Genomic DNA, 17,199 nt, shown 5'->3' on the forward strand with positions numbered 1-17,199 from the left:
ATGATTTCTATATAAAATAGAAAAATGTTCGTTACGGATTTCTTTGTGTTTTTAACCTGTCACGTACATCCGCTGCATTGTTGATTTTCGTATTCATGCCAAGATCATTTTGACGCGTCTTATCAATGTTATTTGGACTCGCGGGATCCGTAAACGAAGAAATTTTTGGTTTCTGCTCTTGCACCTTGGATAAAAGCTGGGTTTTCTTCGCTTGCAGTTGGGGATCAGCTGTCGTATCCAAATTGGTTGATAATTCTTTTTCCCAAGCGGCAGTCCGTCTCGAAAGCTCTGTTTGCTCTTGTTCTATTTTCGCGATCAGCGAAGATCGGTTACGTTCAAAATTATCTCGTATTTGCACAAGATCACGCAGTCTGTCTGGCTCGAGATTAGGGTTAGTAAGCAATTCTTCGCATTCTTTCAGATGAAAATCCAGTTTGTCCTTGGCTTCCTGCAAGTGCGAGATGCGATCCTCAATGGAACTCAGATCTTTCTCAATCACCTTCAGCTTCTTGCCAACATCTGCATTATTTGCATTTGCGAATGGCGTAGCGTCATCATTCTTGTATAAAGCCTGCTTGAGACTTCCTAAATTCGTATCCACATTATTTGGGTCTTGGCAGGGTCTGTCCTGAGCATCCAGTGCATTTCTGTAACCTAAAAATTCCCCGCTGTTATTCATTCTACGTTCTTGCCGCAAAACTGCCATTTCCGCATTATGCTTGTCTATTTTTTCATAAATCGATTTCGCAGGGTTCTTCGTTCTTCCACCAGAAAGTGCAAGGTATTCCTTCAATTGTGGATCATCAATATCCATGGCAAGCTTATGTTCTTTCGCTGCCTTTAACATCTGCTCAATGTTACCAATGATATGAGGATGGTCCTTAGGATTAATGGGGTTCTTATACTTCAAAGAAATATAGTCACTGCCTTGATCTTCCAGCATTTGCGCGGCCATTTTGCTTGACTTATAAAAATCCATAACAGGCGCACGATGATCTTCACCAAACATGCCGCGCTTTCTTTCGTGGGGAGGGCGAATGGGGATAATGGTCTTGCCATCGTCCTCAACCTTGACAATCACTTCCTTATAATAATCTTTCTGCCCATTATTATAATAACCGTTTTCCAGTCTTTTACGCCCAATGCTTTCCGCAACAATACGTGGACGCTCGTTAAGGTCAATGTCCTCGGGTGGCTTATCAGATCGGTAGTATCCCAGCCCTCCTGTATGCTCAGCCCACTTCATCGTGGCGACGGAGTTGACCTTCTCCCACCATGCGCGCTCCTGATCACGCTTTTCTTTCTGCAATCTCTTTTCTTCTTCTGTGGGACCTGTAAATGCCATATTTCGCCTCTTTTACATTAGATCGTCACTATTAATGATAAATTATAATACAAATTTATGGTTAAAGTTACTGTTTAATCCATCCCTCTCATTTTCACTTGGGTCGTATAAGCCTTTATATCCTCAGAATTGGGTGTAAAATTAATCACTTCCAGCTGCTTGCCATATTTATCACCCAGGCGCTGGATCTCTACCCAGGCTGCCCGCATCATTTTATTGAGACCTGCCATTTCAATTGTCCAATTGCGCTTGTAAACCTCTCGGGCCATGGCACGGGCAGTTTGCAAACCATCCTCAATCGTACGCTCATAAGAAAACAAGTCTTTTGGACAACCGACCAAGCAGCTACCCCGATCATAGACGTTATAATGAGGGCTAACGCCTTCCAGCGTTAAAAGATGCTTTTCCCCCGGCGGCTCCAGATTAAAAGCGTCCCACATGGTGAGCAAACCCCAGCGCTCCACAAGATAATAAATATCCTCCATGGTGATCGGCCGTTCATACATCTCGCCCAGATCGGGAAGCGGCAAGTTTTGCCCCAGCGCCTGCCAAACCTGCGCCTTTATCTGATCTGCATATTCACTAGCAGAGGATGAGAGGCTGGGTTTGATTGTCAGGATAAAGTTTGCCTGCGCAGATCCTTCTTCATTTTGAGCTGTAATCAATATTTCATAATTGCCATGCGTATCCTTGGCGGGAATACCTGTTATAATGCCGTCTTCTGTGCAAATCAGCCCTTTAGGCAAAGCTTGTCCATCTGATAATTCACCCTGAAAACGCGCGGGAGCGCTGCCCTCTGCTACCTGAATAAACTGTTTAAGATCAAAAGGCCCAAAAGCCGCCTGCTCGTTGACGACCTGCGCTGGGATAGGGTTAACAAGAACGGGTGCTGCCATGGTCAGGACTTTCCTAAATTAATGCCATTTTGGTTAAGTATAACAAGTGGCTCAGGTAAATACAGGTCGAATATATAAGACAAGTAAACAGGAAAACAACGTCCGTGCTTAGCTATTCAGCCAAAGTGATTTGGCTAGTTTGTAAAACCTTTTCCACTTTGCCTTACACGCATGGATCCCGCGGACAAGCCGCGGGACGACGAGTAACAATGACAACATAACCAAGGCTTACATTTCATTCGTTGTCATCCCGCGGCTTGCCCGCGGAATCCAGGATTCATTCAACCTCATCACACTAAACAAGAGAAAAAACATGAAGCAATATTTTGTATATATTCTTGCAAGCCAGCGACATGGCACGTTATATACCGGCTCGACATCCGATTTAAAAAAACGTATTTGGCAGCATAAAAACAATATTATTCCAGGGTTCACTGCCAAATATCGGGTACATCGGCTTGTTTATTACGAAGAACATTCAAGCCTTGTTGAAATGGTACGTCGTGAAAGACGAATAAAAAACTGGTGCAGGAAATGGAAGTTAAATTTAATTGAAGAATTTAATCCCACCTGGAAAGATTTATATGAAGAAGTCTGCTCCTGAATGGATCCCGCGGACAAGCCGCGGGACGACGGTGGCAGTGCTCTACCTTGAGCATACACAGCTCTCACGGAACAGCGGTGGTAGCGCTTGCCTTGGGCACAGCTCTTACGGACAGCGGTGGTAGCGCTTGCCTTGGGCACAGCTCTTACGGACAGCGGTGGTAGCGCTTGCCTTGGGCACAGCTCTTACGGGCAGCGGTGGTAGCGCTTGCCTTGGGCACAGCTCTTACGGGCAGCGGTGGTAGCGCTTGCCTTGGGCACAGCTCTTACGGGATAGCGGTGGTGGCGCTTGCCTTGGGCACAGCTCTTACGGGCAGCGGTGGTAGCGCTTGCCTTGGGCACAGCTCTTACGGGCAGCGGTGGTAGTACTTGCCTTGGGCACAGCTCTTACGGGATAGCGGTGGTGGCGCTTGCCTTGGGCACAGAGCTCTTACGGACAGCGGAGGTGTGGGCAACCTACCACAGGGAGAGCGGCTCTTGTGAGACATCGTCGTCCCGCGGCTTGTCCGCGGGATCCACTGCAGCATTACCTCTGAATTGAAGAATTGAGATCGAGACAAAAAGGTACGTTAACAAACCACCGTATTATCCACCCACTCATACATCTCCGTACTCGTCACCGGACACTTGAAACACTGACTCCCACAGGCGGGTTTTTTGCTGCACTGGCGAATTTTCCCCTTACGCATCCAATGTGAAAGCAGACAGCGAATGGTGTCGGGATCTGCATTGAAGAGACTGCAGAGGCTGCCTAAAGTGGCGATTTTGACTTGCATCATGTGGTTTTTGATATCAATCAGGTTCACGTTGACCTCCCTGTTGCCAAAGTTCCTGTGGGTGAAAAATATTTATGATCACGATTCGCATACCAGCGAATGGCTGCAATCGTTCCAATAAAAAAAGCAGCGAGTGACGCAATCCAGATGGAAGAAGAAAGCGGATGCCGCATCCATGTCGCCGCCTGATAAAAAGCGACCGCTGTGCCATAGGCCACGCCTGTCATCCAGCAGGCTGAAAATAGAGACCAGCCGCGGTGCAACTCACGCAACATCGCTGCGGTAGTCGAAATACAGGGAAAATACAGCAACACAAAAAGCAGATAGGCGAACGCGCCAATCTGGCCGTCAAATTGCTGATACATGAGACCGTAAACACCTTTATCCACCGGATCAATGGGCGCTTTCGCAAGCACCGGATTGCTTAATGCGTTACCCAACTGAGCGAAATTTTCAGGAATGGAACGGAGCGCTTCGGCTAATCCCGCCCACAGGCTAAAAGTGTCAGCCGAAGAAGCGGCAGCAAGATGTCCCATCTGTGTGTAAAGCGTGTTAAGTGTACCCACCACGACTTCCTTGGCCAGAATGCCAGTGACCAATCCTACCGTCGCGGGCCAGTTATTCGCATGAATACCCATCGGTGCAAAAATCGGTGTCGCCCACTGACCAATCAGCGAGAGCAGCGAGTGTGCATCGCCTTCTCCTGTATTCATGGTGCCGTCGAGGTTCAGCGAATTCAGCGCGCCGATCAGGATGCAGATGGGAACAATCAGCTTACCTGCGCGGAAAACAAAACCTTTGAGACGTTGCCATGCATGTAACATCAGCGTTTTCATATGCGGGACGTGATAAGGCGGTAATTCCATCACCAGCGGCGCGGGATCACCTTTTAACAATGTTTTGCGCAGCATAAAGCCGGTTAACACGGCCATGAGGATGCCGATGAGATAAAGCGCAAAGACAATATTTTGTCCGCCACTTGGAAAAAATGCGGCTGTAAACACGGCAAAAATAGCAAGCCGTGCCCCGCAGGACATGAATGGGCTCATGAGAATAGTGAGAATGCGGTCGCGTTTATTTTCCAGCGTGCGTGCACCCATCACAGCTGGCACATTGCAACCAAAACCCACAATCATGGGCACAAAAGCCTTGCCCGGTAATTGCAGCGCACGCATCAGACGATCCACTACAAAGGCAGCACGCGCCATGTAACCGGAATCTTCCAGCATGGCGAGAAACAGAAACATGGCGCCGATGACGGGAATAAACGTGACAGTCGTGTTAATGCCTTTGCCAATGCCATTCGCCAGCAAAACCGTCAGCCACGCGGGTGCGCCTATGCTGTTGAGCGCATAGGCAAAGCCATCTACAAAAATTGTCTGGCTGCTGATATCAAAAAAATCCTGAAACGCGCCACCGATGTTAATGGAGAACAAGAACAGCAAATACATGACTGCGAGAAAGATGGGAACACCCAGGATACGATTCAAGACGATATTATCGATACGCGTTGTCCATGGTGTTTTAGTGTAAGCAGAACGCATAACACAGGATTGAATGAACTGCTCTATATAGCGGTAGCGTGTATCGGCGAGCAAAATATCCGCTTCTTCGCCTAATGCTTGTTGAATTGCCGCTTGATGTGATGCAGCTTTTTTTAAGATATCAACCGAAGCACGCTGACGAACTAGCACGTCATCCTCAAGCAGACGGATGGCATTCCACCTATTTGCAGATTGCTCGAGCGATTGCGCATACAGCATCCTGTCAGCAGATAAAGCGCCTGACAAATCGGCGATCGCCTCTTGAATCATCGCAGGATAAGCTAAACTTTTACGATCCTCTGCTGAAGACGGGTCATATTCGGTAATAACACGCTTCAATTCCCGCAGCCCATTTCCCTTATTCGCCTCAAGCGCAACCACTGGACAGCCGAGTTCATGCGAAAGCTTTGCGATATCAATCTGTATGCCGCGCGCTTGTGCTACATCCATCATATTGAGCACAAGGATAACTGGTGCATTCATTTCAAGGAGCTGCAGGGTAAGATAAAGGTGTCGCTCCAGATTGCTGGCATCCACGATATTGACGATTACGTTTGGATGCTGCTCCAGAAGATATTCGCAAGCAATTCGCTCATCCATTGCAGCCGATTCTGAAGCTAGGGTAAGAGAGTACACACCAGGCAAGTCTACGACTTCGACAAGTGTAGTTCCTTCTGTAAAAGAACCGCTTTTTCGCTCAACTGTCACACCCGGCCAGTTGCCTACCCGCTGGCGGGCGCCTGTTAAGGCGTTAAATAGCGTGGTTTTGCCGCAATTAGGGTTGCCAACAAGGGCAATAGATCGCTTTGATTTGGGTGCTGCGCCCGATTGAATAGCGCAGCAGGAAGAGGAGGATTGGCAGCATGGCATCAGGCAATCACCTCTATATCCAGCATACTAGCTTCATCTTTGCGCAGGCTCAAGGCATAACCTCTTACCTGAATCTCAACAGGATCACCCAGAGGCGCCACCCGTAGTACAGTAAATGCGGTGCCTGGAATTAAGCCCATTGCAATCAAGCGCTTGCGATAGCATCTTTCACCGGCTTTAATGGCGATGATACGGGCTTTATTACCTGTTGTTAAATCAAGGAGTTGCATAGGTATTCCCTTGTGATGAAGGTTAGTATTCCGAAAATAGAGGCAGATTGTCAATAGTAATGAGAATTATTCTCATTACTATGATTCAATATTGGGTTTATAATTAAAAAGATTAAGAATAAAGCTAAATAAGAAAATTTTAAGACAGAGGCATAAGATCAAGATTATAATTAGAAGTATCGCTTATGATGGATTTAAGAACATCTTAAGTCAAAATGAACTACTATATTACATATTAGAAGTGCTTTTCTAAAACTAAATCACTTCTATTGAATTTTCAGAATAGGCAGCGAGGCATCACATCCATGGCAACAAAAAAAGAACAACTGATAGCTCAAGGAAAACATGATTTTGTAGATAATCTTGAAGCAATTAATAATCTTTTGGGCCAAATAGAAAATGTCTTAGTGACGCTTCGGCCTAGGTCCGACGTCTTATTGGGTCAAGTGCAAGGTCATCGCCAGCTAATAACAAACTACCTAGCTGATGGAGCTCCAATTGATCCTAATGCTGATCAAGAAATACTAACACAGACGCCTTTATTAATTAATCCAAGTAACGATTTGATTGGCAACGGTCGCCTGATGCAATTCATCGCTCGCGCTGATGTCGCTGCCTTACCAGGATTGGCTGCTCTCCTTAACACCGATCCGGTCAAAACCAATTTGATAACCCATTTCTCTACTAACCCGCTTCCGGCCGATATCAATACCCTGCGTACTGGTATCGCAACCGCAGGCAATACCGCAGACGATGTTTTCAATGCCATTGTAACTAACCTTCCCGCTGTGGGTACGCTTGCTAACGTCCGCGCTGCTGCTGGTACAGCTGGCGTTACCGAAAATAACCTCCGCGGACAAGCTCGTTTACGAGAATTCATCGCTCGCGCTGATGTCGCTGCCTTACCAGGATTGGCTGCTCTCCTTAACACCGATCCGGTCAAAACCAATTTGATAACCCATTTCTCTACTAACCCGCTTCCGGCCGATATCAATACCCTGCGTACTGGTATCGCAACCGCAGGCAATACCGCAGACGATGTTTTCAATGCCATTGTAACTAACCTTCCCGCTGTGGGTACGCTTGCTAACGTCCGCGCTGCTGCTGGTACAGCTGGCGTTACCGAAAATAACCTCCGCGGACAAGCTCGTTTACGAGAATTCATCGCTCGCGCTGATGTCGCTGCCTTACCAGGATTGGCTGCTCTCCTTAACACCGATCCGGTCAAAACCAATTTGATAACCCATTTCTCTACTAACCCGCTTCCGGCCGATATCAATACCCTGCGTACTGGTATCGCAACCGCAGGCAATACCGCAGACGATGTTTTCAATGCCATTGTAACTAACCTTCCCGCTGTGGGTACGCTTGCTAACGTCCGCGCTGCTGCTGGTACAGCTGGCGTTACCGAAAATAACCTCCGCGGACAAGCTCGTTTACGAGAATTCATCGCTCGCGCTGATGTCGCTGCCTTACCAGGATTGGCTGCTCTCCTTAACACCGATCCGGTCAAAACCAATTTGATAACCCATTTCTCTACTAACCCGCTTCCGGCCGATATCAATACCCTGCGTACTGGTATCGCAACCGCAGGCAATACCGCAGACGATGTTTTCAATGCCATTGTAACTAACCTTCCCGCTGTGGGTACGCTTGCTAACGTCCGCGCTGCTGCTGGTACAGCTGGCGTTACCGAAAATAACCTCCGCGGACAAGCTCGTTTACGAGAATTCATCGCTCGCGCTGACGTCGCTGCCTTACCAGGATTGGCTGCTCTCCTTAACACCGATCCGGTCAAAACCAATTTGATAACCCATTTCTCTACTAACCCGCTTCCGGCCGATATCAATACCCTGCGTACTGGTATCGCAACCGCAGGCAATACCGCAGACGATGTTTTCAATGCCATTGTAACTAACCTTCCCGCTGTGGGTACGCTTGCTAACGTCCGCGCTGCTGCTGGTACAGCTGGCGTTACCGAAAATAACCTCCGCGGACAAGCTCGTTTACGAGAATTCATCGCTCGCGCTGATGTCGCTGCCTTACCAGGATTGGCTGCTCTCCTTAACACCGATCCGGTCAAAACCAATTTGATAACCCATTTCTCTACTAACCCGCTTCCGGCCGATATCAATACCCTGCGTACTGGTATCGCAACCGCAGGCAATACCGCAGACGATGTTTTCAATGCCATTGTAACTAACCTTCCCGCTGTGGGTACGCTTGCTAACGTCCGCGCTGCTGCTGGTACAGCTGGCGTTACCGAAAATAACCTCCGCGGACAAGCTCGTTTACGAGAATTCATCGCTCGCGCTGATGTCGCTGCCTTACCAAGATTAGCTGCTCTCCTTAACACCGATCCGGTCAAAACCAATTTGATAACCCATTTCTCTACTAACCCGCTTCCGGCCGATATCAATACCCTGCGTACTGGTATCGCAACCGCAGGCAATACCGCAGACGATGTTTTCAATGCCATTGTAACTAACCTTCCCGCTGTGGGTACGCTTGCTAACGTCCGCGCTGCTGCTGGTACAGCTGGCGTTACCGAAAATAACCTCCGCGGACAAGCTCGTTTACGAGAATTCATCGCTCGCGCTGATGTCGCTGCCTTACCAGGATTGGCTGCTCTCCTTAACACCGATCCGGTCAAAACCAATTTGATAACCCATTTCTCTACTAACCCGCTTCCGGCCGATATCAATACCCTGCGTACTGGTATCGCAACCGCAGGCAATACCGCAGACGATGTTTTCAATGCCATTGTAACTAACCTTCCCGCTGTGGGTACGCTTGCTAACGTCCGCGCTGCTGCTGGTACAGCTGGCGTTACCGAAAATAACCTCCGCGGACAAGCTCGTTTACGAGAATTCATCGCTCGCGCTGATGTCGCTGCCTTACCAGGATTGGCTGCTCTCCTTAACACCGATCCGGTCAAAACCAATTTGATAACCCATTTCTCTACTAACCCGCTTCCGGCCGATATCAATACCCTGCGTACTGGTATCGCAACCGCAGGCAATACCGCAGACGATGTTTTCAATGCCATTGTAACTAACCTTCCCGCTGTGGGTACGCTTGCTAACGTCCGCGCTGCTGCTGGTACAGCTGGCGTTACCGAAAATAACCTCCGCGGACAAGCTCGTTTACGAGAATTCATCGCTCGCGCTGATGTCGCTGCCTTACCAGGATTGGCTGCTCTCCTTAACACCGATCCGGTCAAAACCAATTTGATAACCCATTTCTCTACTAACCCGCTTCCGGCCGATATCAATACCCTGCGTACTGGTATCGCAACCGCAGGCAATACCGCAGACGATGTTTTCAATGCCATTGTAACTAACCTTCCCGCTGTGGGTACGCTTGCTAACGTCCGCGCTGCTGCTGGTACAGCTGGCGTTACCGAAAATAACCTCCGCGGACAAGCTCGTTTACGAGAATTCATCGCTCGCGCTGATGTCGCTGCCTTACCAAGATTAGCTGCTCTCCTTAACACCGATCCGGTCAAAACCAATTTGATAACCCATTTCTCTACTAACCCGCTTCCGGCCGATATCAATACCCTGCGTACTGGTATCGCAACCGCAGGCAATACCGCAGACGATGTTTTCAATGCCATTGTAACTAACCTTCCCGCTGTGGGTACGCTTGCTAACGTCCGCGCTGCTGCTGGTACAGCTGGCGTTACCGAAAATAACCTCCGCGGTGAAGCTAGGTATCTCGAATTCTTCAACCGCGCTGACGTCGCTGCCATGCCAGCTCTACAGGCTGTCCTGCAGGATGTCACCGTCAAAGGCGCTTTGATCAACCATTTCAAAACAAATGCCGCACCCGATGCCGCTACCTTGCGTACCCGGCTCGCAGGCGCTAATACCGCAGACCTCATGCGGGCTGTCTTTCATGATGGCGGCGTATTCGGTAATGCCGGCTTAGACGTTAATACCGCTACCACATTAAATGATGCTAACCAGGCTGCTCGTATCGCGCAGCTCCGCGGTGAAGCTAGGTATCAAAAACTAATGGCAGAAAACAATGCAACTTTAACGACCATGCAAGCAGTAAAGGATCACTTATCTGCGCCAGCTGTCAAACAAGCTCTAATCACGCATTGGGGTAATCCTGGAAATGCTGCACCGGATTATGCTAATGCCATTATTAACTTACGCGAACACCTCAGGCAATTAAATCCTAATGATCTAGCTGGTGCGCAGAGCGCCTTCACTCAAGCAAATGTTTTTGGCGCTGTACCTAATCTGGATGTTGCAATTCAAGGTCTTATCCACACTAACGCGGAAGCAAATAATCTTCGCAGCCAAGCCAGAAGTAGCAAGGCTACGACTGATGCTAGTGCTGCAGCAGTATATCGAAAGGAATACTTTGATCATGCAATCGCTTTTAAGAAAGCATTAGACAAAGTTAAAACCAATGATCGAGCCAGCCTAACGAAGCTTGCTGATTCCATACGCACTTTACAAGGTACGTTGAAACCCGATCACGAGCTTCAAAAACCGCTGACTAAGTTATTTGAAGCCTTAGGTAGCCCCGCCTTAAATACTCAAGTAAATATCCCGCTTGCTGATCCAGAAGCATTCAGAAGAACCCTCAGCAATGCGAAAAAAGGATACGAGGGCCTGAAAAAAAGTGTTGAGCAAATTATCGAAAAAGGAACCAAACTCGATACGGAAGGCCTAAATGCCTATTTGGAAATGGCAAAAATATATCAAGACGAAGCTGAGAGACGCATTGGATCCATCTCACAGCGAGATGAAGAAGAAGCAGAACGTATCTTGAAAGCTTGTAAAAAAATGCAGGATGCAATTGATATGGCTGAAGGTCAACTACTGAATAAAAAGAGCGAACTCAGTGATCCAAGAGGTATAATTTTCAATCGCAGTGGTAAATTAAAAGAAGTGGAAGATAGATTAACTATCATAGCTGAGTGCAGAACAACTTTAAACGATACAATACAAAAAATAGATCAAGCAAAAAATATAGGCCAGGTTCAACAAGTAAATTGTTTCAGTGATAACAACGAAGTTTTGCCGCCTGGTACAACGGAAACAGACATTCTACAAAAAGTTCAAGCTTTCACCGGAGGTGGGGCTGCTCCAGTTGCTGTCATGGGTGTCGCTACAGTAGAAAAATCGAATCGGTTTGACCGCGGGGCCGTTCGTATTAATTACACCACGCTTGAGAAACAAAACTCTCCTCGTCCTGGAGATACTAGCGACTTTAAAGTGGCTTCAGTGCAAGGCGTTATTGGAAATGCTTATCAGTCCCAACTCTATTATGAACGAGCTGATATCGACAAATTGAAGCCTGATCAATTAGTCAAAATGGCCGCCATTGAAGTAGAAAACTTTTATGCTGGATTGCATGATAAGAATTTAAAAATGACATTAAAAGGCAACATGCATCCAAAACTTGCTGAAGCAATTACTGTTTATTGCGAATTAAAAAAATATTCCACCCCTGTCACAAGGATCAGATTACCGGAAAGATCCAGTTCTAAAAAAGAAGAATACAAGAAGGAGTTTGCAAAACATCTTAAGGAACAGGCGCCTGCGATCTTCCACGGTGCAGAAGGCTTAGGACAGACAAATAAAACTGTCGAGCAACTCCAGGAAGCTACACAAACGACGCACACGCATATACCACGTGGTCCCAGATAACAATCACCCTCTCAGCACCTCCTCCAACTTCACCCGCAATTCCCCTAGCTGGCCATGAAAAAAATGGCCAGCTTCGGGGAAGCGCAAAATGATAGGCTTGGGCTCTCTTGCTTCCGCCCATGCCAACACTTCCTCCGGCGGCACTACTTCATCCAATTCACCTTGCGCAAGCACCCAGGGGCAGAGAATGGGCGGCAGGGTTTGCATGGGAAAATGCTGTACGGGTGGCGCAACGGTGATGAGCTTTTTGGCAGGAACTTGCGTTGCCGCTTTGGCCGCTACGTATGCGCCAAAGGAAAAACCGGCAAGCCAGATATCACGCACGGGGTGTTCCTGTTGTATCCAATCAATCACAGCCAGCAGATCTTCCAGCTCGCCAATGCCCTTGTCAAATTCACCTTCACTTTTTCCCACACCGCGGAAATTAAACCGTACCGTGGCGAGGCCCAGGTATTGAAAAGTTTTAGAAAGCGTTGTCACCACCTTGTTATTCATTGTCCCGCCAAACAACGGATGCGGATGGCAAACAATGCCCCATGCATCCTGCGGTTCAGCGAGCGGTTCTGCTGTAATCATTTCAAGCTGCCCAATGGGCCCCGGGATCAAAAGGGTGGTGTCTGTTTTGGTTTTAATAAATGTCATGAACTATACCTGTTTCTTACAGTCAATTGTCATGCAAGCGGTGGCATAACAATTGATTGTAATGTAATGATTATTTATAACTGGACTTTGATCATTTTTGAAAAGCGTTCACAATGCTGTCATCCTGAGCGCAGCGAAGGATCTCTCGATGTACAAAAGGAAATCCTTCGCTGCGCTCAGGATGACAGCATTATCGAGCATTTTGTAAAATGGCCAAAGTCCAGTATAAGGAATATAGCATATCTCAAAATAGATACCCGCTTACGAGGCTTGACTGATTGAAAAGCAATCAACCCTAAGTTATGATTATGGGCATAAAATAAACAAAACGAGCCGTAATTATGCCTATTATTGCTAACCTGGATACATTCCAACAAGAAAACGTACTTTATAACAGCTTTATCGGTGCCTATGAGTTTAAAATTCTCAATCCCGTCCCTAGCTCGCAGCAGCAAAATGGTCAATTCTGCAAGCTGAATGCCTTGAGTATGGTACTCAACTGGCTTCATCACACGCAGCCCGATTTGCCCAAACCGCCGCCAGTGAGAAAAAGCTATGGTTTATTTCAGGAAAATGATGCAACGACTTCACTGCGTGAAATAGCAAAAAAACAGCATGGCTCACAAGTGGGTGAAGTGTATGATCCATTCACTTTAATGGCGATTGCGCGACAGAGTGGTTATGCTGATCTCACGCTGATCACACCATGCACACCCTCTGACTATATCGAAACCCTCATCAATGCAGTGAATGCCCATGAAGCACCCATTGTTTTTTTCGATGTCAACGTTAAAACGGGTGACGTCATTCAGGCGAATGGCAAATGGGAACACGCCGCTGTTATCGTTGGCTATTTTACGACTAAAGAAAATAAACCCGGCTTCATCCTCGCCCAATGGGGACAGTATCACTGGTGTCACGCTAATGATCTTGCTTTATCTGCCGGGCAATTATCACTGTCCCGACAGGCGGAAACATTTTATAAATTTAAGAAGAATTGGAAGGAACATGAGGCTATTGCCGAATATGAGCCCTACTTGCTTTTTCAGAAAGCCGACAAGGTTCGGGTAGCGAATGCCCCGACTCACAATGGTGGTTTCAGGAATGCTATTCTTATTGTATCGAATAAAAAGAAGCAGCATGTGAAGATGCTGGACAACGAACAGGAACACCTTTTCACTGATTACCTGATGAGGCAAGGGCCTTTAAAAAATTAAAACTAGTTAAATCTTCACGCCCCTCTCTTTGATTCATTCCTCAAGCTTGCAGCTCCCTCGCTTTCTGCTGTGCAACCTGTCCACCACTTATTTGTAACGAGATAAGTGTTAAAAAATTCCAAGGAGGTAATATGAAAGAATATAAATATTATGTTTACATACTCACTAGCGAAAGAAACGGCGTTTTTTATGTTGGTGTTACGAACAATCTTACTCGCTGCATATATGAACACAAAGCAGAACTTGTGCCGGGATTTACGAAAAAATATGATGTAAAAATGCTGGTTTATTACGAAGATTTTGAAGATATCAGCGAAGCAATTCGGCGGGAGAAAATTATTAAAAAATGGAAAAGAAAGTTTAAAGTTGATGCAATAGAGCGAGCTAATCCTCAGTGGAAAGATCTTTATTTTGATTTGATTTAATTGTGACACCAGGCACCGCAATACTTCCACTGTCACCCCGCACTTGTTGCGGGGTCTGGTGTAAAAAAATAATGTCTTCTTTTATTTTTTTTATACCGGATCCCGCAACAAGTGCGGATGACAATGGCACTGCGTTAGCGGTGGTGGCAATGGTGCTGCGTTAGCGGTGGTGGCAATGGTGCTGCGTTAGTGGTGATGCAATGGTGCTGCGTTAGTGGTGATGCAATGGTGCTGCATTAGTGGTGATGCAATGGTGCTGCATTAGTGGAGAGATTTTATTGTGGTAGTTTCCTCACCGCGAGCCTGTCGCCTTCAGCAGTCTGTCACGGATGGCGTCCCATGCTTCGCCCTGCGGGACGGTTTCGATGATGATCCATTTGAAATCCTGATGATCGAGTTTGCGTAATGTGTGGTAAAGATCATGGGCATAAGCGGCAGCTTCGTGCGGCATTTTGATGCAGCGGATCTTGTCATTTTGCGGCATGATGACATCGCTATTCACCACAAAAGCGGCGGGGAAATCATCACGATCGAGAGCAAGCAGCATATCGGGAATGTTTTCGGTTTCGATCAGGATGGTTCGCGTTCTGGGGGCATAGTGCAAATGATGCATGCCGGGAGCGCGGGTTTCATGCTGTGCATAAGGCGAGGCAATATCAGGCAGGCCCAGTTCCGCGGCAATCGCATGGGCAGTGATAGCACCGGGGCGCAGGATAACAGGGGTTTCTCCGCTCATATCGATAATGGTGGATTCAAGCCCTACTTCGCAAGGGCCACCGTCCAGAATGAGATCAACCTTGCCCCCCAGTTCTTCCGCCACGGCGTGCGCTGTGGTTGGGCTAATGCGGGTAAAACGGTTAGCAGAAGGGGCGGCGATACCACCCCCAAACGCCTCCAGAAGTTCTCTTGCCACCGGATGACGAGGAATACGCAAACCCACCGTATTCTGCCCTGCCGTCACGATATCCAGTACTTGCGGCTGTTTTTTCAAAATCAGGGTCAGCGGTCCCGGCCAGAAAGCACGGGCAAGCTTCATCGCCGCGGGCGGAATCTCACGAGCCCAGTCCTGTAGTTGTTCGATATTGCCAATATGTACAATCAGGGGATGATCATGGGGCCGCTCCTTGGCAAGAAAAATCTTGCGGACAGCGCTTTCATTGGTTGCATCCGCGCCCAGTCCGTAGACTGTTTCTGTCGGGATGGCTACGAGCCGGCCTTCGCGTAAGAGCTTGACTGCTTTCGTTATCTCGGGTGTTGTCATATCGTATAATCGTGGGCAAGCTGCCTATTTTTGGGTAATATAACACTTCAAATGAAATAAGAGATAATGTTTCGCAATGACCGAGCCTGAGCAACCGATTAACGAAACCACAAATGAGGCCGCACCCGAAGCCCTGGCGCCTATCGCCACTGTCAAGGGACAGGCAATCATGGACCTGCCTAAGGACCTCTACATTCCACCCGATGCGATGAAGGTCTTTCTGGAAGCCTTTGAAGGCCCACTCGATTTTCTGCTTTATCTCATCAGAAAGCAAAACATTGATATTTTAGATATTCCAGTTGCCTCAGTCACCCGTCAGTATATGGAATATATTGAATTGATGCAGGAATTATCGCTGGAACTCGCAGCGGAATACCTGGTCATGGCGGCCATTCTGGCTGAAATCAAATCACGCATGCTACTGCCCCGGCCGTCCGATGCAGAGAATTCAGAAGAAGACCCTCGAGCAGAGCTGGTGCGCAGATTGCAGGAATATGAGCGTTACAAACAGGCTGCCGAAGACATGGACAAGCTGCCCCGCCTTGAACGTGACACCTTCACAGTGCAGGCAGATGCCTCCGCAATCAGCGTGGACAAGCCGCTACCCAATGTCTCTTTGCCCGATCTTCTGCGCGCCCTGGTGGACGTGCTAAAGCGTGCCGAGTTAAGTGCCAGCCATCACATCCGCATGGACTCCCTTTCCGTACGCGAAAAAATGTCCCATATCCTTGCCGCCATTCAGGACAAGGAACACTTTCTGTTTACCAACCTCTTTAACCTGGAAGAAGGTCGTCTGGGGGTTGTCGTCACCTTTCTCGCCATGCTGGAGCTGCTCAAACAGAGCCTGATTGAGTTTGTGCAAGCAACGCCGTTCGCCCCTATTTACCTTAAGCCCAAAGCGGCTTAGCCCTCTTATTGCTCGGGCAAAGGCTGGCGGGCAAATTCGATGTACTCCTTGAGCGTCATGGGTAGCGATATGTTATGATGAAGATATATTCCTTTTAAGAGTAACAGGATGAGCAATACCCGCACACAGCCCGCTGACAAATTGCCTCTTCGTATACAGGGCAGCACGGCTAAAATTATTCTTACACTTTACAAGCAATCGATGGGTCTTAAAGATATTCCGGACGATGACCCCATTTTGAAACGCTGCGCCCTGCTGGATGCTGAAGCCTGCCATGCAAAAAACAAACTGCTGCCAGCAAATAATCTTTATAGAGCGAAGGAAGCCATTACAAGCAACCTCTATCAATTAAATGAGGTTGTGAATACTAAAAAGACGATACCAGGTGACCGGCAGGAAGCCGCCATGCTGGCAGATTTGCACGCCAAATACACGGATCGATTTAATTCGCTGAAAGGCAATATCGAAAAAGTTGAGCAAAATTCCAATCAGCTTTTACAGGAATACAGACGGTTGATTCAGGAACAGCATGAAAATGTTTCTGAATTTCTGCTTACCAAAAAAGATGTTTCAAAAGCAGATATCGAACGGCTTTTGACTCAGCTTGAAAAAGACCTCAAACATTTTTCAGTCGTCGTTTCTCAGCAGGAGAAAGAGCAAAAATCACTCCAGCAAAACCTCAACGAACTGGAAAAGAATGCGTTTAATTCTATTCCTGCGAGCGCCCGTAAACCGGTTAGCGAAGCGCCTGCCGCTGCAGCAAGACCCGAAAGGCCAGAGCCGGAATAGTTTTTATTTCCTGATGATAGAA

At 47.6% G+C, this 17,199-nt stretch carries 14 protein-coding genes; 7 read left to right on the plus strand and 7 right to left on the minus strand.

The window, feature by feature from the left end; translation table 11 throughout:
• Window positions 1-31 precede the first annotated feature (31 nt).
• Together AQUSIP_RS07740 and AQUSIP_RS07745 are read right to left on the minus strand one after the other, a co-directional pair.
• Window positions 32-1,345, minus strand: a complete 1,314-nt coding sequence (locus tag AQUSIP_RS07740; protein ID WP_114833700.1) for a hypothetical protein — start codon at window positions 1,343-1,345, stop codon at window positions 32-34.
• Between the two features lie 74 nt (window positions 1,346-1,419).
• Window positions 1,420-2,241 carry an Ig domain-containing protein gene (locus AQUSIP_RS07745; RefSeq protein ID WP_114833701.1) on the minus strand — a complete coding sequence of 274 codons (822 nt, stop codon included), beginning with the start codon at window positions 2,239-2,241 and terminating at the stop codon, window positions 1,420-1,422.
• Window positions 2,242-2,554: 313 nt separating this feature from the next.
• On the opposite strand from AQUSIP_RS07745, the gene AQUSIP_RS07750 reads away from it, so the two are divergent.
• Window positions 2,555-2,845, plus strand: coding sequence for a GIY-YIG nuclease family protein (locus AQUSIP_RS07750; protein WP_114833702.1), 291 nt, complete (start codon window positions 2,555-2,557; stop codon window positions 2,843-2,845).
• Between the two features lie 167 nt (window positions 2,846-3,012).
• Window positions 3,013-3,210: a hypothetical protein gene (locus AQUSIP_RS07755; protein WP_147277461.1), complete on the plus strand. Its 198-nt coding sequence runs from the start codon at window positions 3,013-3,015 to the stop codon at window positions 3,208-3,210.
• A 203-nt stretch (window positions 3,211-3,413) separates the two neighbouring features.
• Here the strand turns inward: AQUSIP_RS07755 and AQUSIP_RS07760 are convergent, their stop codons facing one another.
• The 3 genes from AQUSIP_RS07760 to AQUSIP_RS07770 are packed head-to-tail and all read right to left on the minus strand — an operon-like array spanning window position 3,414 to window position 6,264.
• Window positions 3,414-3,650, minus strand: a complete 237-nt coding sequence (locus AQUSIP_RS07760; RefSeq protein ID WP_114833703.1) for a FeoC-like transcriptional regulator — start codon at window positions 3,648-3,650, stop codon at window positions 3,414-3,416.
• Window positions 3,647-6,034 (minus strand): Fe(2+) transporter permease subunit FeoB, encoded by a 2,388-nt coding sequence (feoB, locus tag AQUSIP_RS07765; RefSeq protein ID WP_114833704.1) that lies wholly within the window; start codon window positions 6,032-6,034, stop codon window positions 3,647-3,649. The genes AQUSIP_RS07760 and feoB overlap by 4 nt, the downstream gene beginning before the upstream one ends.
• The gene (locus AQUSIP_RS07770; RefSeq protein WP_114833705.1) at window positions 6,034-6,264 is read right to left on the minus strand and encodes a FeoA family protein; all 231 of its coding nucleotides are present in this window, start codon (window positions 6,262-6,264) and stop codon (window positions 6,034-6,036) included. Before AQUSIP_RS07770 ends, feoB begins: the two co-directional genes overlap by 1 nt.
• A gap of 305 nt (window positions 6,265-6,569) precedes the next feature.
• On the opposite strand from AQUSIP_RS07770, the gene AQUSIP_RS07775 reads away from it, so the two are divergent.
• The gene (locus tag AQUSIP_RS07775) at window positions 6,570-11,936 is read left to right on the plus strand and encodes a hypothetical protein (RefSeq protein ID WP_148326091.1); all 5,367 of its coding nucleotides are present in this window, start codon (window positions 6,570-6,572) and stop codon (window positions 11,934-11,936) included.
• A 3-nt stretch (window positions 11,937-11,939) separates the two neighbouring features.
• On the opposite strand, the gene AQUSIP_RS07780 is transcribed toward AQUSIP_RS07775, so the two are convergent.
• Window positions 11,940-12,578, minus strand: a complete 639-nt coding sequence (locus AQUSIP_RS07780; protein ID WP_114833706.1) for an alpha/beta hydrolase — start codon at window positions 12,576-12,578, stop codon at window positions 11,940-11,942.
• A gap of 341 nt (window positions 12,579-12,919) precedes the next feature.
• On the opposite strand from AQUSIP_RS07780, the gene AQUSIP_RS07785 reads away from it, so the two are divergent.
• The gene (locus tag AQUSIP_RS07785; protein WP_114833708.1) at window positions 12,920-13,795 is read left to right on the plus strand and encodes a hypothetical protein; all 876 of its coding nucleotides are present in this window, start codon (window positions 12,920-12,922) and stop codon (window positions 13,793-13,795) included.
• A 131-nt stretch (window positions 13,796-13,926) separates the two neighbouring features.
• The gene (locus AQUSIP_RS07790; protein ID WP_114833709.1) at window positions 13,927-14,220 is read left to right on the plus strand and encodes a GIY-YIG nuclease family protein; all 294 of its coding nucleotides are present in this window, start codon (window positions 13,927-13,929) and stop codon (window positions 14,218-14,220) included.
• Between the two features lie 292 nt (window positions 14,221-14,512).
• Here the strand turns inward: AQUSIP_RS07790 and AQUSIP_RS07795 are convergent, their stop codons facing one another.
• Complete coding sequence (locus AQUSIP_RS07795) at window positions 14,513-15,481, minus strand: L-threonylcarbamoyladenylate synthase (protein ID WP_114833710.1); 969 nt, start codon at window positions 15,479-15,481, stop codon at window positions 14,513-14,515.
• A gap of 169 nt (window positions 15,482-15,650) precedes the next feature.
• Here AQUSIP_RS07795 and AQUSIP_RS07800 point away from each other — a divergent pair, with 169 nt between their 5' ends.
• On the plus strand, window positions 15,651-16,388 hold the full coding sequence (locus tag AQUSIP_RS07800; protein ID WP_325048276.1) for a segregation and condensation protein A: 738 nt from the start codon (window positions 15,651-15,653) through the stop codon (window positions 16,386-16,388).
• A 108-nt stretch (window positions 16,389-16,496) separates the two neighbouring features.
• The gene (locus tag AQUSIP_RS07805; protein ID WP_114833712.1) at window positions 16,497-17,177 is read left to right on the plus strand and encodes a hypothetical protein; all 681 of its coding nucleotides are present in this window, start codon (window positions 16,497-16,499) and stop codon (window positions 17,175-17,177) included.
• Window positions 17,178-17,199 lie beyond the last annotated feature (22 nt).

The organism is Aquicella lusitana (genome assembly GCF_902459475.1).
Taxonomy (GTDB): domain Bacteria; phylum Pseudomonadota; class Gammaproteobacteria; order DSM-16500; family DSM-16500; genus Aquicella; species Aquicella lusitana.